We start from the raw sequence: 20,349 nt of genomic DNA, 5'->3' as shown, positions 1-20,349 counted from the left end.
TAAGATATTGAATCGTAGTTTACACTACTTTATTATTGTATTTCGTAAATTACAGGAGCTGTTCTTGGCAATAAATAACTACCAGCTCCAACAAGTTTAGTTTTAATTTCAGAAATAGTAACTTGGTCTCCTTTACCTGCTCTTGAAAGTACTTGTTTACATTGTGCATTCATTTTGTTTCCTGTAACAACAACTGTAGGCTGTCCAGCAATTTTCATATTGAATCCAACAACATCTAAACCAACTTCAAAATCAAAATCAAGAAGTTTAGCTCCAATAGTAGCAATCTCTAAGTTAGATTTAGGACCTTTAACAACTCCCATCTCACCTCTAATTGTTCCTGTTGGACCAGGAATACCTTTAATTCTGAATGTTTTCTTATCAGTTACTTTATCACCGTTTGGTAAAGTACCAGTTACAGAAATTGTAGTTTCAGTACCTTGACCTGGGCTCATGTTATATTTTCCTGGTTTTCCAGCAGAAGATAAACCTGGAGCACTTGCAACAATTTTGTTAGCGTCAACACCAGCAAAAGATACAGAGATTGGGTTAACAACTCCTCTATATACTACGTTCATTTTATCTGCAGAAATTGTAGCAGCGTTTGGTCTTGGAACCACAACATATTTACCAGAGAATTTTAAAGGAATATTTTTTCCATCCTCTAAGAAAGTAAATTGTCCGTTGATATCTTGTTCTCCAACTCCACCAGCAGTCAAAGAGATAACAGCTTGTCCGTTTACAATTTGTCCAGGACCTTGGAAAGAAGTTGGTGTAGTGTTTTCGTCATAACGACCTAAAACAACTTTACCAGTAACTTTTTCGCCTTGGAAATAAGCATTTTTATCTAAAACAACTATTGCTTGGTAGTTGCTGTAAGAAGCAGCAGCAACTGCAGCTTTACCTAATGCACTGTTGTAAACGTCTGTTTCAGTCTTTTTAACATCGTTCTGCCAAGCTGAAAGTTTAGCTGCAGAAGCAATAGCTGGGAATCCTTTAAAGTGGTAAGCTAAATATTTTTCTTTAAGTCCCTCTTTGTTTTTAACATCAGAAACATCAAATTTCTTCTCAACCTCAGCAATAATTGCTGCGTATTTTTTGTCTGTTCCTAAAGCAGCTTTGATATCAGCTTTATATTTTTCGATTTTAGCGATAATTTCGTTACCTTTTTTAGTGTAACCATCTCCTGTAAACCAGTCGTCGATATTATCACCTCTATCCATAGACTCATAAGGCATTTTTCCTGTTGCTTTATCAACTTCGAAACCTTTAACAGCCTGAGTTTTTAGAGTACCTATATAATCATAAAATTCTTTTGTAATTGTTTCAACTTTGTGAGCTGTTACTGCAGCAATTGCAAATTCTCCTTTTGCTTCAGCAGCTTTTTGATCCAAAGAAGTTAATAAACCTGCATTTGTCTCTGTTGATGTTTTATTTGCACCTTCAAATTTTTCATTCATCAAACCAAAAGCAGAAATAACTTCTTTTGATACGTTCATTGCTAACATTGCGATGAAAACCAGGTACATCAGGTTAATCATCTTCTGTCTAGGGGTTAATTTTCCTCCTGCCATTTTACTTTAATTAGTTCTTATTAATAAATTTAATATTTAGTTAAAAACTAATTATCCTTTGTTACTCATTGCAGAAAGCATACCACCGTAAACGCTGTTTAAAGAAGCAATATTTGCAGTCATAGATGCCATTTGCTCTTTTAATTTAGACGCATTTTCAGCGATTTCTTTGTTAGCCTCAGCGTTTCTAGAAGCGCTTTCTAACTGTACTTTATATAAACTGTTTAATGATTCCATTTGAGCAGCTGCAACAGATAATTCTTCAGAATATTTCTTTTGTCCAGCGATTGAATCTACAGTTGGAGCAATTCCTTTAGCAGCAGATTCGAAGTTTTTGATGCTGTTTCCTAAACTTGACATTAATTCACCGTCAATTTTAGCTTCTTTTAATAATGTGTCTAATTTTTGAGATAATAATCCTTGAGCATCAGTTGGAGTTTCAGCTTTAGCTTTTTTCTCTCTAGCTTGTCCGTTAGCTAATTCTGGGTAAACTAGAGTCCAATCTAGTTCTTCTTCAACTGGTTCGAAAGCAGAAAGCGCAAAAATTAACGCCTCAGTAACCAATCCTACTGAAAGCATAACTGTACCTGTTAATGGTCCAATCTCAAAGTGAGTAATTTTGAATAACGCTCCAACGATTACCACTGCCGCTCCCATACCATAAGCGAAATTCATTGCTTTTTTACTTAATAATGCCATAATACTTTTTTTTTAGGTTTAAAATAGATTTGTTGGATATTGAATTAATTATAAATTACTTTTTTCTGTTTCCTGTAACTTGAGTACCCATGTAATCTTGTACAGTTCTGAATCCGATGTAGCTTCTCGCTGAGTCAGCATATTCGTGGTCACGAGTACTTACCTGCAGGAAATAAGCAACGTCTTTCCAAGAACCTCCACGAACAACTTTTCTTTGGTTTTTACCATCGATAACGTTTGGATTCATTGTTGATACATATTCGTAAGCATTTGGATTATAAGCTGAATCTGTCCACTCAGAAACGTTTCCTGCCATGTTGTATAATCCGTAACCATTTACATCGTATGATTTAGCTTCAACTGTATAAAGTGCTTCATCAGCAGCATAATCTCCTCTACTTGGTTTGAAGTTAGCTAAGAAACAACCTCTATCACTCTTAGTATAAGGACCACCCCATGGGTAAGTTGCAGACTCTAGACCTCCTCTAGCAGCATACTCCCATTCTGCTTCAGTAGGTAATCTGAAAGCATTTACTAAGTCACGTCCTTTTTTCTTTGATTTAATGTAGCTGTTTTTGTTTAAAGTTCTCCAAGCACAGAATGCTTTAGCTTGTTTCCAAGTAACACCCACAACAGGATAATCTCCATAAGCCTTATGCCAGAAGTAATCATTGTGCATTGGCTCATTATATGAATAAGCGAAATCTTTAATCCAAACTGCAGTATCAGGATAAACATTTACCTGCTCAGTTTTTACGAAATCACTTCTTTTTCCAACTTTTGCTTTTGCAGCAGCTTGAATATCCATCCAAGAATAGCGGAATTTCAATTTATTTACATCAATTGTTCTTAAACCATTGTATGATTCTTCAATTGGCAAATACATAGAATCCATTACTTCTGTGTAATACTCATCTGGATAAGCTTTTGTATCTTTAATTAATTTTACTTTTCTGTTTAATTTTCTTCCAGCATATGGATCATCTTTTGTACCAACACTGTAGTAGTTGTCGTACATATATTTATCATAAGCTGTCATTTTTTCTGGATCAGAATCATTAAAAGCGTAATCAGCAATACTTCCGCCTTTTTTACCTTTTCCATCAGTAGCTTTTTGCCCAGTTTCGTCTGCTAAGATTGCTAAACGAACTCTCATTGTAGAGTCTTTTACCCACTCCACAAATTGACGATACTCACTATTTGTAATCTCAGTTTCATCCATGTAAAATGAACGAACAGTTACAGTTTTAGTTGGAGCATCTTCTACGTTAGCTAAATCAGCATCTGATTTACCCATAATAAAAGATCCACCCGGAACTAATGTCATTCCATAAGGCTTCTCGGGATGCCATTTCCCTCCTGTAACACCGACTAATTCACCTTTGTCACCAGACTTACCACAGCCGATTACTAGTGTTAACATTGCTGCAAATGCAATAAACTTCTTCATATAAATTTGGGATTATCTATTCATTATTAAAAGTCCGTAAACGTATTTATTATTTATCTAAAAAACAATACTACTTGCGAATTTATTTTACCGTTCAAAAATAATGTTAAATAAAATAAAAAAAAAATATTTTATCGACAAACTGTAGTAAAAAATCGATGTAAAACGTTAATTTTTATGTTATATAAATATTTTCTTACTAATTTATTTTAACCTTTTTAAACAGGTTTTAAAAACCTAAGAATTCACTTAAATTTTCGATCTATAAAGCATTTTTTCTTTGCGCTTTCCACCATCTTTCTGGCAATTCTTGATTGCAAGCCGACAAATATTCTTCGTAAGAACAAGGTAATAACGTATTTCTTTTCAGTTTATTGCTGCCGTTTGATTCGTATGGAATTTCGATCCACCAACGGTCTGTTTTATCACTTTTGTAAAATATCAATTCTTCATCATCAAGTGGCACAATATATTTCAAATAATTGGCTCTACTTCCAAACGGATATTCTTTTGAGCGATAGTGATAACCTTCAATAAAATACCATACAATCTGAGCAATGATTGCTGATTCCGCCAATGTACTATTATGGTTAAATACGCCAAAAGAGGAAACTTTATCACTGATACCAGCATATCTAGCCAAGGCACAAATTTCTTTTCCGTTGAATCCGTTTGGTTCAAAAGTTACCATGTTTGCTGAAGCAGAAGACTTTACAGAATTCAAATCTATACTAACCAAGTCTGCATCTCTAAAAACTGGCTCGGCCAATGTAATTTTATTTGAAATTTCACCCAAACGATAAGCATCAAAAAACAGCTTCTCAATCAGATCGATTTCTTCTTGCGAATTATAATAAGTTTGATATCCTATATTACAGTAGTTAAAAAGGTTATTTGGCTCATCAATAATGATTTTTGTAAGATATGAATTAGCCGAAACTGACTCATTTTCTTTACCAAAATCGAATTTATTATCAACTGCAACCAAATTTACCATCTGCTCCAAATCATCGTAAGCACGATATAAAGCATAAGTCAAATCCTGAGAACCTCCTAGGACTATAGGTATGACTTTATTCTTGATTAATGCTGCTGTAACTTTCTTTAACGCAAAATAAGTGTCCTCTACAGAATCGCCTGCAAGTATATCCCCAAGGTCCGCTATTGAAGCATCCCAGTTACCTGGAAACATACTATAAAGCTTTTTACGCACAGCAGAAAGATTAACTTCGTTAATCATATTGATATTTGTGCGGTCTTCTAAGACACCAACAATAGCAATATTTATTTGCGCAATATCAGGAAACTGATCTTGGGTATGAAAAACAACTTTACTTCCAAGCTCTTGTGAAGACAGTCCTCCGACGAATCTTATAATTCCATCATTAACTGGTTCTAGAAAATCAAATTCCATTTATATACTTATTTCTTTTTAGCAGCTGTTTTTTTAGCTGGAGCTTTTTTAGCAGTTGTTGTTTTAGCTGCAGTTTTCTTTGCAGGCGCTTTTTTAGCAGGTGTCTTAGCCGCAATCATTTCTTGAACTTGTGCTAATGTTAATTTTGTTGCATCAACATCTTTGCTTAATTCAATTTTGACTTTGCCTTTCAGAATCACAGAACGTCCCCAGCGGGCTTTCTCTACTACAATTCCTTCTTCCTCCCAGTTATGAATAACCTTATCGATGTTTTTCTGAAGTTTTTCTTCAATCAATTCTTCAACATCTGCTTGAGAAAGATTATCAAAATTATATTTCTTGCTCACATTTACAAAAAGACCGTTCCATTTAATGAATGGCCCAAAACGCCCCACTCCTTTTTGAACAGCTTCTCCTTTATAAACCGCAATTGGCGCATCAGCAAGTGCTTTTTCGTCAATTAACTCTTGAGCTCTTTCTTTAGAAACATTTAAAGGATCTTCTCCTCTTGGCAATGAGATAAAAACGCTTCCGTGACGAACATAAGGACCGTAACGACCGTTATTTACTTCAACTTCTTCACCTTTATATTCACCTAAACTTTTTGGAAGCAAGAATAAATTCAAAGCTTCTTCAAGCGTTATGTTTCCTATATTTTGATCTGCCATTAAGCTGGCAAACTTTTTATCTTCATCGTCTGCTTCTCCAATCTGTGCCATGGGCCCAAATTTTCCTAAACGAACAGAAACTTGTCTTCCGTCAGCATCTTTTCCTAAAATTCTTTCTCCGCTTTCACGTTCGGCGTTGGCCTCAACTTCTTTTACATTTGGATGGAATTTATTGTAGAAATCCTGCATCATTTTTGCCCAGTCAATATTTCCTTCGGCAATTTCGTCAAAATCCTGTTCTACTTTCGCAGTGAAATTATAATCTAAAATGTTTCCGAAATTCTTCACCAAGAAATCAGTAACAATCGTTCCGATATCAGTAGGAACCAATTTTCCTTTATCTGAACCTGTATTTTCTTTCAACACTTTTTCTCCTACTTTACTATTTTGCAAAGTAAGCTGTGTATAATTACGCTCTACACCTTCAAGAGTTCCTTTTTCAACATAATTTCTATTGATAATTGTAGAAATTGTTGGCGCATAAGTCGAAGGACGACCAATTCCAAGTTCCTCCAGTTTTTTAACCAAAGACGCCTCAGTATAACGCGCTGGTGGTCTCGAATATCGTTCTGTAGCTGTAATATAGTTATTAGCCAGTTTTTCGTTTACTTTTAAAGCTGGAAGCATTCCTTCTTGCTCTTCTTCGTCATCATCATGACCTTCTAAGTATACTTTTAAGAAACCTTCAAAAAGCAATACTTCTCCTGAAGCTGTAAAAATCTCATCGTGATTATCTGCTTCGATCTTCACATTTGTTCTTTCCAACTGTGCGTCGCTCATTTGAGAAGCCAAAGTTCTTTTCCAGATCAAATCGTATAAACGAGCTTGATCACGATCAATATTTACAGTATGTCGAGACATATCTGTTGGACGAATTGCTTCGTGCGCTTCTTGTGCACCTTTATTTTTATTAGCAAAAACTCTTGGCTTAGAGAATTCTTTTCCGTAAGATTTGATAATTTCTGCTTGTGCAGCATCCATTGCCTCTTTAGAAAGATTTACAGAATCGGTTCTCATATAAGTAATAAGTCCGGCCTCATATAAACGCTGTGCTAACTGCATGGTAATTCCAACTGGCAAATACAATTTTCTCGCTGCTTCCTGCTGAAGTGTCGAAGTTGTAAAAGGTGCTGTTGGAGATTTTTTGGTAGGTTTAGTTTCTAAATCGGCTACCTTATATTTAGAACCGATGTTTTGATTTAAGAAATCTTCGGCTTCTTTTTTAGTGTTGAAGTTTTTTGGCAATTTTGCTTTGAAAGCTTTTCCTGCTTCGTTTACAAATTCTGCAACAATTGAATATGTTGCAACTGCATTAAAACTTTGAATTTCGCGTTCTCTCTCTACAATCAAACGTACAGAAACAGATTGTACACGACCTGCTGAAAGTCCGCCTTTGATTTTTCTCCATAAAACAGGAGATAATTCATAACCTACTAAACGATCCAGAACACGACGTGCTTGTTGTGCGTTTACTAAGTTATAATCAATTTCTCTAGGATTATCGATTGCTTTAAGGATCGCAGATTTTGTAATCTCATGAAAAACAATACGTTTCGTTTTTTTTCTATCAAGTTTCAGTTCTTCCGCCAAGTGCCATGAAATAGCCTCTCCCTCGCGGTCCTCATCGGATGCTAACCAAACCGTTTCGGCATTCTTAGAAAGTGATTTTAGTTTCGTTACCAAGGCTTTTTTATCCGGAGAAACTTCATATTTTGGTTTAAAACCATTTTCTACATCTACTCCTATTTCCTTTGATGGTAAGTCTGCTATGTGACCATAACTTGACTCCACCTGAAAATCACTTCCGAGAAATTTCTCGATCGTTTTCGCCTTTGCAGGTGACTCCACTATTACTAAATTCTTTGCCATTGCTCTATTTTTCTGCAACAAAAGTATTTATTTTTTTTAAATATTAACCTTACGAATGCATTTTTGAGGTATTTTGATATTATGAAACTTAAAATTGCAGATTTATCTGTAATAATCTCGATAATATATATAGGTATAACTTTTAGTGATTTTTAACCAAGAAATCCCTTTATTTTAGATAGCAGATTTTAGATTTTAGATTTTTCGCAGTTAAATTTAAACTTACAACTAGCACATATCAAATGATAAACAACACATATTCTAAAATCTAAAATCTGCTATCTAAATTTTTTAAAACATTGTTAATTCTTTATCTGACATCTTGTCATATTCATTTCAATTACCCTATCTTTGCACTTTGAATTTTTACAATGGAAAAGATTATTGAAGAAAGCAAACAGGGCGAAAGTCTTGTTTTGGAAAATAAACCTGAGAATACTAAAAAACTTTTTATAGAAAGTTACGGCTGTGCGATGAATTTTTCGGACAGTGAAGTCGTAGCTTCCATTTTATCTGACGGAGGTTACAACACTACTTCTGTTCTAGAAGAAGCCGATTTGGTTTTGGTAAATACATGTTCTATTCGTGATAAAGCTGAACAGACAATTCGTAAGCGTCTTGAAAAATACAACGCTGTAAAACGTACAAATCCGAAAATGAAAGTGGGCGTTTTGGGCTGTATGGCTGAGCGTTTGAAAAGTCAGTTTTTGGAAGAAGAAAAAATAGTTGATCTTGTTGTTGGTCCTGATGCTTATAAAGATCTTCCGAATTTATTGGCTGAAGTTGAAGAAGGCCGTGACGCCATTAATGTAATTTTATCAAAAGAGGAAACTTACGGAGATATTTCGCCTGTTCGTTTAATGAGCAACGGAATTACTGCTTTGGTTTCTATTACTCGCGGATGCGATAATATGTGTACGTTCTGTGTTGTGCCTTTTACACGCGGACGCGAAAGAAGCCGTGAACCACAAAGTATCATGAATGAAATTCAGGATTTATGGAATAACGGCTATAAAGAAGTTACACTTCTTGGACAAAACGTTGACAGTTATCTTTGGTACGGTGGCGGATTGAAAAAAGATTTTGTAAATGCTTCTGAAATGCAGAAAGCAACTGCAGTAGATTTCGATCAATTGCTTGAAATGGTTGCTGTTGGTTTCCCAAAAATGCGTATTCGATTTTCGACTTCAAATCCGCAGGATATGCATGAGAGTATTTTACATGTTATTGCAAAATATCCTAATATCTGCAAACATATTCACTTACCGGTTCAGTCTGGAAGTAACCGAATTTTAAAAGAAATGAATCGTTTGCACTCTCGTGAAGAATACATGGCTTTGATTGACAAAATTAGAGCTATTGTTCCAGATGCTTCGATTTCGCAAGATATGATTGCTGGTTTCCCTACAGAAACAGAAGAAGATCATCAAGATACAATGAGTTTGATGGAATATGTAAAATATAATTTCGGTTATATGTACTCGTATTCTGAGCGCCCAGGAACTTTGGCTGGAAGAAAAATGAAAGATGATGTTGAAGAGGAAACAAAAGCTAGAAGATTACAGGAAATTGTCGATTTACAGCAAAAGCACGCTTGGTTTAGAAGCGAGGAATTTGTTGGAAAAACAGTTGAAGTTTTAGTTGAGAAAGTTTCTAAGAAATCTAAAGACGAATTCTCAGGAAGAAATTCTCAAAGCATAACGGTAGTTTTCCCAAAAGAAAATTATAAAATTGGAGATTTCGTAAATGTAAAAATCACAAGCTGTACAAGTGGAACTTTAAAAGGTGAAGGTGTAGGGCTTAGTAGCATGAATTAGTTTTTTTTTGCCACAGATTAAAAGGATTAGAAAGATTTTTTTTAATATTTTTCTTACTTTTAAATCTTGATAAAAATTAACTGTTTTATGCAACATTATAAAGAAAAAGAGACTTACAAGATTATTGGGATTTGTATGGAAGTACACCGAAATCTTGGGCCAGGTTTATTAGAAGTGGTTTACAAAGATGCTTTAGAAGTAGAATTTAAAGAAAATAATATTCCTTTTGAAAGAGAGAAAGAATATTCGATTGAATATAAAGGAAAAGTTTTAGCTCATAAATTTTATGCAGATTTCATTATTAATGAAGACATTGTTTTAGAGGTAAAAGCAATAAGAGAATTTTCAAGCGAGCACATTGCTCAGATTTTAAATTACATAAAAATATCAGATTCAGAAGTAGGCTTACTTGTAAATTTTCAAACAAAATCTCTTCAATACAAAAGATATATTTTATAATTTAGAAAATCTGTGTTAATCACTTTAATCTGTGGCAAAAGATAAAAATTACAAGCCAAAAGTTTAAAAAGTTAAAGGTCAAACTAAAAACTTGAAACCTGAAACAATAAAAAACTTGAAACAAAAAACTATGGAAACAGTTCAAGCAATAAAACAGCGATTTGAGATTATTGGTAATGATCCGAAATTAAATCGTGCCATTGAAAAAGCCATTCAGGTTGCTCCAACTGATATTTCGGTTATGGTAACTGGAGAAAGTGGTGTTGGTAAAGAAAATATTCCTAGAATTATACATTCGCTTTCGCACAGAAAGCATGGTAAATATATTGCCGTAAACTGCGGTGCAATTCCAGAAGGAACAATTGACAGTGAACTTTTTGGGCACGAAAAAGGAGCTTTTACAGGCGCTACAAGCACACGTGAAGGTTATTTTGAAGTAGCAGATGGCGGAACAATCTTCTTAGATGAAGTTGGAGAATTACCATTAACAACTCAAGTAAGATTGCTTCGTGTTTTGGAAAACGGAGAATTTATTAAAGTAGGTTCGTCTCAGGTTCAAAAAACCAATGTGAGAATTGTTGCTGCGACCAACGTGAACTTATTCAATGCAATCGAAAAAGGAAAATTCCGTGAAGATTTGTACTATCGTTTAAGTACAGTAGAAATTACTTTACCTCCTTTACGCGAAAGAAATGACGATATTCATTTATTGTTCAGAAAATTTGTGGCCGATTTTGCCCACAAATACAAAATGCCTCCTTTAAGACTGGATGATGATGCTGTTCAGCTTTTGCAAAAATTCAGATGGAGTGGAAATATTCGTCAGCTTCGAAATGTAGCAGAACAGATTTCTGTTTTAGAAACCAATCGCGATATTAGTCTTGCTACTTTACAATCTTATTTGCCAGCTGAAGGAAGCAATTTGCCTTCTGTTATCAACGACAGTAAAAAAGAAAGTGACTTTAGCACAGAAAGAGACATTTTGTATAAAGTGCTTTTTGATATGAGAAGCGATTTGAACGATTTGAAAAAACTGACTTTGGAGTTAATGAAAAACGGAACTTCTAAAGTACAGGATATTAATCCGAATCTGATTCAGAAAATTTACGGAAATCAGCAAAACGACAGCGAAATTGATTTTGAAGAAGAACCAAGAACCGCTGTTATGACAACGCCTACTGTTCGAGAAGACAATTATCAGATGCAAGACGATAATTATTTGTTTGCCGAAACCATCGAAGAAGAAGAAATTTTACGTTTGGAACAAAAAGAAATCGAAATGATCAAAAAATCATTAGAAAAAAACAAAGGAAAACGTAAAGCTGCTGCAGATGAACTAGGTATTTCTGAAAGAACTTTATACCGTAAAATCAAGCAATTCGATCTATAAAAATAATTAAATTACAATTTCGAAATTCCAAATTCCAATTATCTATATTTGGCGCAATTGGAATTTGGAATTTAAAAATTGGGATTTCCTCTTAAATATTATGAAAAAAATATATTCTCTTTTCGCATTATTAAGCCTTTTTATGCTGAGTGGCTGTTCTGTTTATAACTTTACAGGAACTGGAAAAATCGATGCTAAAACATTTCAAGTTAACTTCTTTCAGAATAATGCAGACTTAATTGAACCGGGAATTGACAGAATTTTCACTTTGGCTTTGCAGGATTTGATTATGAATCAAACCAATTTAAACTTAGTTAGCAATGGCGGTGATTTGGTTTACGAAGGAGAAATTACAGATTACAGAATTACGCCGATGACTGCAACCGCAGATCAGCAGGCTGCGCAAAACCGTTTATCGATTCGTGTTAATGTTCGTTTTATGAATAAAAAGAAAGAAACCGATGATTTTGAAAAATCTTTCGAATTCTATTACGACTTCCCAGGAAGAGACCTACCAACAGGATCTGTTTTAAGCGAAGCAATCAGAGTTATTTTTGAAAGAATTACACAGGATATCTTCAATGAATCATTAGCAAAATGGTAGTTTTGCTGTTTGTTGAATCGTTTAATCGTACAACCGTTTAATCGATAAAACAACCAAAAACATTAAACAATTAACCGATTAAACCAAAAATAAAGAATGAACGTCAGCGATTATACCTACTTAATGAACAAACCCGATGCTATTACAGAAAAGCAAGCGGATGCATTAGGCAGTGTTTTGAATGAATTTCCGTATTTTCAAAGTGCACGCGCATTGCGATTAAAAGGACTTTACAATCAAAACAGTTTTAAGTATAATTATGCTTTAAAGGTGACAGCTGCACATACAGCAGATCGTTCTGTTTTATTTGATTTCATTACGTCTGAAGCTTTCACTTCTATTCAGAATGATTTCTACGAGCAAAAATTGAGAGATCTTCTTGAAATAACAGTTTTTGACAGCGAAATCATTTCACCTGAACAGATCCAGAAAGCTATTGAAATAAAAACAGATCTTGAAGAACAGCCTGTTTCGGAAACGATTAAAGAAGCACCTATTTCTTCAATTGAAACTCCTTCGGTTACAAAAATCGAAGAACCAGTAAAAGCACAGGAACCTTTAAAAGCAGAAGAACCTGTAATTATTGAAGAACCTAAAAAAGTTCCTGAAATTGACCCTTCTATTTTTCTGGCCATAAAAGAAGCGCATTCTGTTACTTTTGAGAAACCAGTAATAATAGAAGAGCCTAAAAAACTTCCAGAAATAGATCCGTCTATTTTCCTTGCTATCAAAGAAGCTCATTCGATTACTTTTGAAAAACCAGTAATCGAAACAGAAAATAAAATTGATTCTACAGATTCCATTTCAAATATTGAAAAAGAAGAGGAAACTGAAATTTTAGCAGAAGAAACTGAAGAAGAAACAATAATAACGGAAGAGCCTAAAATTGATCGTGTTGAAAATTCTATTTTAAGTTCTATTAAAGTTGCTGAAACTCCTTCTGTAACTGAACCTGAATCTATAATTGCAGTTGAAGAACATAAATTTGATCGTATTGAAAATTCGATTTTAAGTTCGATTAAAGAATCGGAAGCTGCAACTATTGAACAATCTGCAAAAGCGGAGGAAATAAAAACTGAGCCTATTGTAGAACAGCCTATTTTAAATTCGGTTGAAGAAGACGAAGATGACAGCGTTATTGAAGAAATGATTATTCCGGAATTTAAAATGAATTCTGTTGAAAGATCTATTCTTTCTTCAATTAAAGAAGCTGAAACAAAAGCGCCTGAAGAGCCAAAAGAAGAGATTCTAGAAGTTCTGCAATCTGAGGATAAAGAAGAAGAGGAAATTCAAGAAGAAAACGAAGAACCGATTGAAGAAATAATCGAAGAAGAAGAGCCTAATGAACCTGCTAAAACGGCTGCAGAACATTTAGAAATTGGAAAACCTTTGGATTTTTCTCTTAGCGAAAAACATTCGTTCCAAGAATGGCTTCAATTATCTCGAACAGAACCTATTGACCGCTCAAACGAACTTTCTCCAGAAGAACAAGCTAAAATTGAAGCTGCGAAAGAAGAAGAGAGACAAAAGAAGGCTGAAATTATCGATAAATTTATCGAAACCAATCCGAAAATCTCTCCAATTAAACCTGGAACAAGTGCTCCAGTAGTTCAAATTGAGCCCCCAGTAGAGGACAATTCGTATCTAATGACCGAGACTCTGGCCAGAGTATATCTGGAACAAAAGAAATATACAAAAGCAATTCAAGCTTATGAAATATTAATTTTGAAATATCCAGAAAAAATTACTTTCTTTGCAGACCGCATATCGGATATAAAGATTTTACAACAAAATAACAATAACAATAATTAAGTAATGAGCACATTTTCAATTTTTTTAGTTTTAATCACAATAGTTTGTTTTCTATTGATCGTAGTTATCATGGTACAAAACCCTAAAGGAGGCGGATTATCGTCTACTATCAGCGGAACTCAAATGTTAGGTGGAGTACAAAAAACAACTGACTTTTTAGATAAAAGTACTTGGACTTTAGCTACTGTTTTAATTGTGCTAATTTTACTTTCAAGCTTAAGCTTCTCTGGATCTTTAAGCGATACAGAATCTAAAATTATTGACAAAACTGAGGCTCCAGCAAATGCACCTGCAGCTCCAGCGCAAGGAACTACACCAGCTCCTGCAACTCCAGCACCAGCTAAATAATAGAAGCTCTATATAAAATCTAATGCCAGCCTGTCAAAGCTGGCATTTTTTTTAAGAAATAATGTCAGTTTTTCTAGCATGGCATAGTTTCTGAAAGTTTATAGAACAGAAAAAAAATCGTATAACTTATAATAATATAAAATCATGGCTTTAAACATTAAACCGCTTTCAGACCGCGTACTTATTGAGCCTGTTGCAGCTGAAACTAAAACTGCCTCAGGTATTTTTATTCCAGATACTGCCAAAGAGAAACCACAAAAAGGAACTGTAGTTGCAGTAGGAAACGGAACTAAAGATCACACTATGACTGTAAAAGTTGGTGATACTGTTCTTTACGGAAAATATGCTGGTACTGAATTAAAATTAGAAGGTACTGATTATTTGATTATGCGTGAGGACGATATCCTTGCAATTATCTAAAGATTGCTGTAAGCCGTAAGCTTTAAGCTATAAGCTTTCACAAAATGCCTATAGCCTACTGCCTAAAGCTTAAAGCCAACAAAAAAATGAGAGATTTTAAAAAATATGACATTTGGCAGCTTAGCCATTCTTTAACTTTAGAAATCTATAAATTAACATCTCTTTTTCCAAAAGAGGAGTTATACGGATTAACAAGTCAGATTAGAAGGGCATCTTCCTCAATCCCAACAAATATTAGTGAAGGATGTGGAAGAAATAGCGACAAAGAATTTAATCAATTTCTCAACATTGCTTTAGGTTCTGCAAATGAAACAGAATACTTATTGATTTTAGCTCGAGATCTGCAATATTTAAATAGTGAAATTGCAGAAAATCAAATAGAAAAAATCAACAGTATAAAAAGTAAAATTTACAAACTAAAGCAAGTATTAGTTCAGCAATAAGCTGTAAGCCATAGGCAATAAGCACTATGCTGTAACTGAAACCCACAGTAGAAAAGCCTAAAGCTTAAAGCCTACTGCGTAAAGCATAAAAAAAATTATTAACAGCAGTAGAAAAAGCCTAAAGCTTAAAGCCTACTGCCTAAAGCAAATAAAAAAATGGCAAAAGATATAAAATTTGATATTGAAGCACGTGACGGTTTAAAACGTGGTGTTGATGCATTAGCAAATGCTGTAAAAGTAACTCTTGGACCAAAAGGTCGTAACGTAATTATCGGAAAATCATTTGGTGGACCAACGGTTACTAAAGATGGTGTTTCTGTTGCAAAAGAAATCGAATTGAAAGACGCACTAGAAAATATGGGTGCGCAAATGGTAAAAGAAGTTGCTTCTAAAACCAATGATTTAGCTGGAGACGGAACTACAACTGCTACAGTTTTAGCTCAAGCGATCGTAAAAGAAGGTCTTAAAAACGTTGCAGCAGGTGCAAATCCAATGGATTTAAAACGTGGTATCGACAAAGCTGTTGAAACTATCGTTGCTGACTTAGCAAAACAAGCTAAAGTGGTTGGAAGTGATTCTGATAAAATTCAGCAAATTGCTTCTATCTCTGCTAACAATGACGAAGTTATTGGCGAATTAATCGCTACAGCTTTCGCTAAAGTTGGAAAAGAAGGTGTTATCACTGTTGAAGAAGCTAAAGGAACTGATACCTTCGTTGACGTTGTTGAAGGAATGCAGTTTGACAGAGGATACCTTTCTCCTTACTTCGTAACAAATCCAGAGAAAATGGAAGTTGAATTAGACTCTCCATACATCTTATTATATGACAAAAAAGTATCTTCTTTAAAAGAATTACTTCCAGTTTTAGAGCCAGTTGCTCAATCAGGAAAACCATTATTGATTATTGCTGAAGATGTTGACGGTGAAGCTCTTTCTACATTAGTAGTAAACAAATTAAGAGGTGCTCTTAAAATTGCTGCTGTAAAAGCTCCAGGTTTTGGAGACAGAAGAAAAGCAATGTTAGAAGATATCGCAATCTTAACTGGAGGTACTGTAATTTCTGAAGAAAGAGGTTATACTCTTGAAAATACAACTATCGAAATGTTAGGAAACGCAAAAAGAGTTTCTATCGATAAAGACAATACAACTATCGTAAGCGGTGCTGGTGAAGCTGATATCATCAAAAACAGAGTAAACCAAATTAAAGGTCAGATGGAAACTACTACATCTGATTACGATAAAGAAAAATTGCAAGAGCGTTTAGCTAAATTAGCTGGTGGTGTTGCTGTTCTTTATGTTGGTGCTGCTTCTGAAGTTGAAATGAAAGAGAAAAAAGACAGAGTTGATGATGCTTTACACGCAACTCGTGCTGCTGTAGAAGAAGGAATCGTTGCTGGTGGTGGTGTAGCTTTATTGAGAGCTAAACTTGCTTTAGCTGACTTAAAAGCTGACAATGCTGATGAGGCTACTGGAATCCAAATCGTTTCTCGCGCTGTTGAAGCTCCATTAAGAACTATCGTTGAAAACGCTGGTCTTGAAGGTTCTGTTGTTGTGGCTAAAGTTGCTGAAGGTGCTGGCGATTTTGGATACAATGCAAAAACTGACGAATATGTAGATATGCTTAAAGCTGGAATTATCGATCCTAAAAAAGTAACTCGTGTAGCTCTTGAAAATGCTGCATCTGTCTCTGGAATGATCTTAACTACAGAATGTGCATTAATTGATATTAAAGAAGAAAATGCCGGAGGCGGAATGCCAATGGGAGGCGGAATGCCAGGAATGATGTAATTCATTCTCTTCTTAAAAATTAAAGCGCCGGATTTTCTATCTGGCGTTTTTTTTGTTTTGTTCGCCACGAATTCACGAATTATTTTTTTCTAATCTGTGTGTTTTTATTTATTTGCCACAGATTAAAAAGATTACACAGATTATAATCTTTTAATCTGTGTAATTTATCGATAATGATACCCGCAAAGATTTAAAAAAAATAATTCGTGAATTGCTTCGCCTGTTCGCTATCGCTCGGGTCGTGGCTAACTTTTTATTTAACATTCTCTTTTTCTTTAAAATACCTGTTATCTCTACCTTTGTGGTTATTATAAATTTAAAAAATGAAAAAGCATTTTACCTATCTTCTATCTTTCACTTTTCTTTTACTTTCTTTAACTATACAAGCCCAAACCAATAAAGACAATTATGTAGTTTTAGTTTCTATGGATGGCTTTCGCTGGGATTATGGCAAAATGTACAATCTCCCAAATCTAAAGCAGATTGAAAAAGAAGGCGTTCATGCAAAATCAATGAAACCATCTTACCCAAGTAAAACTTTTCCAAATCATTATTCGATTGTAACGGGACTTTACCCAGATCATCACGGCATCATCAATAATGTTTTTTATGATGCTTCTTTGAACCAAGCTTTTTCTTTATCAAGTAATGCAAAAAATGATTCAAGATTTTATGGCGGAAATCCGATTTGGAATTTAGCTGAAGAACAAGGCGTAAAAACAGCTTCTTTCTTTTGGCCAGGTTCTGATATCGACAATAGAAATCCGAGTTATTTCAAAAACTACGATGGCAAAGTTCCTTACGGAGCTAGAATAGATACCGTTATGAAATGGCTACAGCTTCCCGAAAAACAGCGTCCGCATTTGGTAACTTTATATTTTGACGAACCAGATCATACGGGTCATAATTTTGGTCCGCTTTCGCCAAAAACCGAAAAAACAGTGATTAAAATGGATTCAATTATGGGCGAAATATCTAGAAGATTAGATCAATTGCCTATTGGAAAACAAATCAATTTGATCATCGTTTCAGACCACGGAATGGCTACTATCAGCAATGATAAAAAAGTAGCGGTATTGGATTACATAAAACCAGAATGGTTAGGCTATAAAGACGTTATTAACCCAATTATGAGTCTGCAGGCAAAACCAGGCTATCAAGATTCGATTGCCAATGCTTTGAAAAAAGTGCCACATATTAAATTCTGGAAATCGACTGAAGTTCCTGAAAGATTACATTACGGAACAAATCCGCGTGTACATGATTTTGTAATTGAAGCCGATAAAGGATGGAGTTTAGTTAGCAAAGAAAGCACGCATATCAATGGCGGAACGCATGGTTATGACAATGATGAAAAAGATATGCATGCCATTTTCTATGCAAAGGGACCTGCTTTTAAAGTCAATAAAAAAGTAAAACCGTTTCAGAACGTTTCGGTTTATCCTTTAATTGCTCATATTTTAGGCTTGCAAGTTGGCGAAATTGATGGAAAATTGAGTGATGTAGAGGCAATGCTACGTTAAATTAGATAATGTGTCAATTTGATAATTAGATAATTTTTGAATTGGAATAGCTTAATATATTGAATTGCCTCCAGTTTTAGCTGGAGGTCAGCTTATTTAAACATCTCCAAAGGCTTTAGCCGAACTATCAAGTTTGGCTAAAGCCTTTTTTATACACTTTTTATTCCTCCAGCTAAAGCTGGAGGCAATTCAAAAAAACAATTTCATACAGCATATATCTGTAGAGACGCACCGCAGTGCGTCTAGTCTTGTATCTTGTATATCAATCATTGTGGTTACGTTGCATAGACGCACTGCAGTACGCCTCTACAAATACACATTGTCAATAGCATTATCTAATTATCAAATTGCCACATTATCTAATTAACTAACCACTTTATAAGTAGGATCTTCAATAACATTAACATTTATAACCGCATCAGCATTTTTGAGCAGTTGTCTGCAGTCGGCACTTAAATGTTGTAACTCTACGGTTTTATTGAGCTGATTGTATTTTTTAGTAATATTATTCAAAGCTTCAATCGCCGACATATCAGAAACACGGCTTTCTTTAAAATCGATTATAATATGATTGGGATCGTTTTGGATATCAAACTTTTCTAAAAAAGTAGTAGTTGAACCAAAGAATAACGGCCCGTAGATTTCGTAATGTTTTATTCCGTTTTCATCAATATAATGCCTTGCACGAATTCTTTTAGCACTTTCCCAAGCAAAAACTAGAGCTGAAATAATTACGCCAATTAACACCGCTAAAGCCAGATTATGCAACACAATGGTAATTACAGCTACTAGAATTCCAACCAAAATATCATGTTTTGGCATTTTATTAATAATCCTAAAACTTGCCCATTCAAAAGTCGTAATGGCTACCATCATCATTACCCCTACTAAGGCCGCCATTGGCAATTTGCCTATTACAGGCGCTCCAAAAAGGATAATCAATAAAATAGTCAGTGCAGCAATAATTCCCGAAAGTCTGGCTCTAGATCCTGCACCAAGATTCACTAAAGTCTGCGCAATCATAGGACAACCTCCCATTCCGTAGAAAAAACCATTTAAAATATTTGAACTTCCTTGCGCAATACATTCTCGGTTACTATTTCCTCTTGTTCCTGTAATTTCATCAACCAAATTCAGTGTAAGCAAACCCTCAGTCAGACCAACAGCCGCAACAATTACCGAATATGGAAATATTACTTTTAAAGTTTCAAAAGAAAATGGAATATTCGGAATATGAAACGGAGGAAATCCGCCTTGAACCGAAGCGATATCTTCAACCGTTTTGGTTTCGATATTAAAGACAATTACCAAAGCAAAAACGACCATAATAGCTACCAAAGATGCCGGAACTGCTTTTGTAATCTTCGGGAAAATCAAAACAATCGCAATGGTCAAAGCAACCAAGCCTAGCATAATGTATAAAGGAGTTCCCTGAAGCCAAGAAACCTGTCCATTAACAACGGTTTTAAACTGTTCTAGCTGCGACATGAAAATCACAACTGCCAAACCGTTTACAAAACCAAACATTACGGGTTGTGGAACTAACCGAATAAATTTTCCGAGTTTAAAAAGTCCTATGCAGATCTGGACAACACCGCCAAGAGCTACGGCGGCAAAAACATATTCTATTCCGTGCGATTTCATTAAGGCGATCAAAACAATAACCGTTGCTCCCGCCCCGCCCGAAATCATTCCGGGTCTTCCTCCAAAAATAGCCGTAACTAATCCCGCAATAAAAGCGGCATATAAGCCGACTAATGGTGGAAATCCTGCCAAAATAGCAAACGACAACGATTCTGGAATCATAGTCATTGCTACAGTTAAACCCGCTAAAATTTCGTTTTTGTAATTGACTTTCTGGCTAAAATCGAAGAGTTGGAATGCTTTTTTCATACCGTACAAATGTAAAAAATAATGCTTAAAAGCAGAACACACCACTATTTAATAAAAACTAGAAGAAAATAATCCTAAGAACTGTTATTCTATTCTAATCTTTATTTAAAATTTTCTACTTAGCCAACACCCCACAACCATAAACTATAAACTATAAACTATAAACTATAAACTATAA

The 20,349-nt window shown here is 34.7% G+C and carries 16 protein-coding genes; 10 read left to right on the top strand and 6 right to left on the bottom strand.

Features of this window, described 5'->3' with window-relative positions; all coding sequences use genetic code 11:
• Positions 1-32: 32 nt before the first annotated feature.
• The 5 genes from porM to topA form a co-directional block, all read right to left on the bottom strand.
• Positions 33-1,574, bottom strand: a complete 1,542-nt coding sequence (gene porM / locus DM397_RS09555; protein ID WP_111377315.1) for a type IX secretion system motor protein PorM/GldM — start codon at positions 1,572-1,574, stop codon at positions 33-35.
• 51 nt (positions 1,575-1,625) lie between these two features.
• Entirely contained in the window at positions 1,626-2,273 is a 648-nt protein-coding gene (porL, locus tag DM397_RS09550) for a type IX secretion system motor protein PorL/GldL (RefSeq protein ID WP_008467092.1), read from the bottom strand.
• Between the two features lie 55 nt (positions 2,274-2,328).
• Positions 2,329-3,723, bottom strand: a complete 1,395-nt coding sequence (gene porK, locus DM397_RS09545; RefSeq protein ID WP_111377314.1) for a T9SS ring complex lipoprotein PorK/GldK — start codon at positions 3,721-3,723, stop codon at positions 2,329-2,331.
• A gap of 262 nt (positions 3,724-3,985) precedes the next feature.
• The gene (locus tag DM397_RS09540; protein WP_111377313.1) at positions 3,986-5,137 is read right to left on the bottom strand and encodes a formimidoylglutamase; all 1,152 of its coding nucleotides are present in this window, start codon (positions 5,135-5,137) and stop codon (positions 3,986-3,988) included.
• Positions 5,138-5,145: 8 nt separating this feature from the next.
• Entirely contained in the window at positions 5,146-7,674 is a 2,529-nt protein-coding gene (topA, locus tag DM397_RS09535) for a type I DNA topoisomerase (RefSeq protein ID WP_111377312.1), read from the bottom strand.
• A 371-nt stretch (positions 7,675-8,045) separates the two neighbouring features.
• Here topA and miaB point away from each other — a divergent pair, with 371 nt between their 5' ends.
• From miaB to DM397_RS09485, 10 genes are all read left to right on the top strand, one after another.
• Positions 8,046-9,491 carry a tRNA (N6-isopentenyl adenosine(37)-C2)-methylthiotransferase MiaB gene (gene miaB, locus DM397_RS09530; protein ID WP_111377311.1) on the top strand — a complete coding sequence of 482 codons (1,446 nt, stop codon included), beginning with the start codon at positions 8,046-8,048 and terminating at the stop codon, positions 9,489-9,491.
• A gap of 87 nt (positions 9,492-9,578) precedes the next feature.
• Complete coding sequence (locus tag DM397_RS09525) at positions 9,579-9,950, top strand: GxxExxY protein (RefSeq protein ID WP_111377310.1); 372 nt, start codon at positions 9,579-9,581, stop codon at positions 9,948-9,950.
• A 130-nt stretch (positions 9,951-10,080) separates the two neighbouring features.
• A complete protein-coding gene (locus tag DM397_RS09520) occupies positions 10,081-11,340 on the top strand; it encodes a sigma-54 interaction domain-containing protein (RefSeq protein ID WP_111377309.1) in 1,260 nt (419 codons plus the stop codon).
• A 100-nt stretch (positions 11,341-11,440) separates the two neighbouring features.
• Positions 11,441-11,944 carry an LptE family protein gene (locus DM397_RS09515; RefSeq protein WP_111377308.1) on the top strand — a complete coding sequence of 168 codons (504 nt, stop codon included), beginning with the start codon at positions 11,441-11,443 and terminating at the stop codon, positions 11,942-11,944.
• 96 nt (positions 11,945-12,040) lie between these two features.
• A complete protein-coding gene (locus DM397_RS23905) occupies positions 12,041-13,756 on the top strand; it encodes a tetratricopeptide repeat protein (protein WP_185957093.1) in 1,716 nt (571 codons plus the stop codon).
• 3 nt (positions 13,757-13,759) lie between these two features.
• Positions 13,760-14,104, top strand: coding sequence for a preprotein translocase subunit SecG (gene secG, locus DM397_RS09505; protein ID WP_111365084.1), 345 nt, complete (start codon positions 13,760-13,762; stop codon positions 14,102-14,104).
• A gap of 144 nt (positions 14,105-14,248) precedes the next feature.
• A complete protein-coding gene (locus DM397_RS09500; protein ID WP_008467105.1) occupies positions 14,249-14,524 on the top strand; it encodes a co-chaperone GroES in 276 nt (91 codons plus the stop codon).
• Between the two features lie 86 nt (positions 14,525-14,610).
• Entirely contained in the window at positions 14,611-14,967 is a 357-nt protein-coding gene (locus tag DM397_RS09495) for a four helix bundle protein (RefSeq protein ID WP_111377419.1), read from the top strand.
• A gap of 156 nt (positions 14,968-15,123) precedes the next feature.
• Complete coding sequence (gene groL / locus DM397_RS09490; RefSeq protein WP_111377307.1) at positions 15,124-16,755, top strand: chaperonin GroEL; 1,632 nt, start codon at positions 15,124-15,126, stop codon at positions 16,753-16,755.
• A gap of 323 nt (positions 16,756-17,078) precedes the next feature.
• A complete protein-coding gene (locus DM397_RS09485) occupies positions 17,079-18,278 on the top strand; it encodes an alkaline phosphatase family protein (protein ID WP_111377306.1) in 1,200 nt (399 codons plus the stop codon).
• 363 nt (positions 18,279-18,641) lie between these two features.
• Here the strand turns inward: DM397_RS09485 and DM397_RS09480 are convergent, their stop codons facing one another.
• Positions 18,642-20,171: a SulP family inorganic anion transporter gene (locus DM397_RS09480; RefSeq protein WP_111377305.1), complete on the bottom strand. Its 1,530-nt coding sequence runs from the start codon at positions 20,169-20,171 to the stop codon at positions 18,642-18,644.
• Between the last annotated feature and the right edge of the window lie 178 nt (positions 20,172-20,349).

The organism is Flavobacterium nitrogenifigens, assembly GCF_003254565.1.
Lineage (GTDB): Bacteria > Bacteroidota > Bacteroidia > Flavobacteriales > Flavobacteriaceae > Flavobacterium > Flavobacterium nitrogenifigens.
Note: the sequence above shows the minus strand (reverse complement) of the source record. Positions and strands in the feature narration are given on the sequence as shown.

Bases quoted from the DNA above. Each gene is read 5' to 3' on its own strand.
- DM397_RS09525 (WP_111377310.1), top strand. From the start codon at position 9,579: ATGCAACATTATAAAGAAAAAGAGACTTACAAGATTATTGGGATTTGT.
- DM397_RS09500 (WP_008467105.1), top strand. From the start codon at position 14,249: ATGGCTTTAAACATTAAACCGCTTTCAGACCGCGTACTTATTGAGCCT.
- DM397_RS23905 (WP_185957093.1), top strand. From the start codon at position 12,041: ATGAACGTCAGCGATTATACCTACTTAATGAACAAACCCGATGCTATT.
- groL (WP_111377307.1), top strand. From the start codon at position 15,124: ATGGCAAAAGATATAAAATTTGATATTGAAGCACGTGACGGTTTAAAA.
- porL (WP_008467092.1), bottom strand. From the start codon at position 2,273: ATGGCATTATTAAGTAAAAAAGCAATGAATTTCGCTTATGGTATGGGA.
- porK (WP_111377314.1), bottom strand. From the start codon at position 3,723: ATGAAGAAGTTTATTGCATTTGCAGCAATGTTAACACTAGTAATCGGC.
- DM397_RS09480 (WP_111377305.1), bottom strand. From the start codon at position 20,171: ATGAAAAAAGCATTCCAACTCTTCGATTTTAGCCAGAAAGTCAATTAC.
- DM397_RS09485 (WP_111377306.1), top strand. From the start codon at position 17,079: ATGAAAAAGCATTTTACCTATCTTCTATCTTTCACTTTTCTTTTACTT.
- porM (WP_111377315.1), bottom strand. From the start codon at position 1,574: ATGGCAGGAGGAAAATTAACCCCTAGACAGAAGATGATTAACCTGATG.
- DM397_RS09540 (WP_111377313.1), bottom strand. From the start codon at position 5,137: ATGGAATTTGATTTTCTAGAACCAGTTAATGATGGAATTATAAGATTC.
- miaB (WP_111377311.1), top strand. From the start codon at position 8,046: ATGGAAAAGATTATTGAAGAAAGCAAACAGGGCGAAAGTCTTGTTTTG.
- DM397_RS09515 (WP_111377308.1), top strand. From the start codon at position 11,441: ATGAAAAAAATATATTCTCTTTTCGCATTATTAAGCCTTTTTATGCTG.
- DM397_RS09520 (WP_111377309.1), top strand. From the start codon at position 10,081: ATGGAAACAGTTCAAGCAATAAAACAGCGATTTGAGATTATTGGTAAT.
- DM397_RS09495 (WP_111377419.1), top strand. From the start codon at position 14,611: ATGAGAGATTTTAAAAAATATGACATTTGGCAGCTTAGCCATTCTTTA.
- secG (WP_111365084.1), top strand. From the start codon at position 13,760: ATGAGCACATTTTCAATTTTTTTAGTTTTAATCACAATAGTTTGTTTT.
- topA (WP_111377312.1), bottom strand. From the start codon at position 7,674: ATGGCAAAGAATTTAGTAATAGTGGAGTCACCTGCAAAGGCGAAAACG.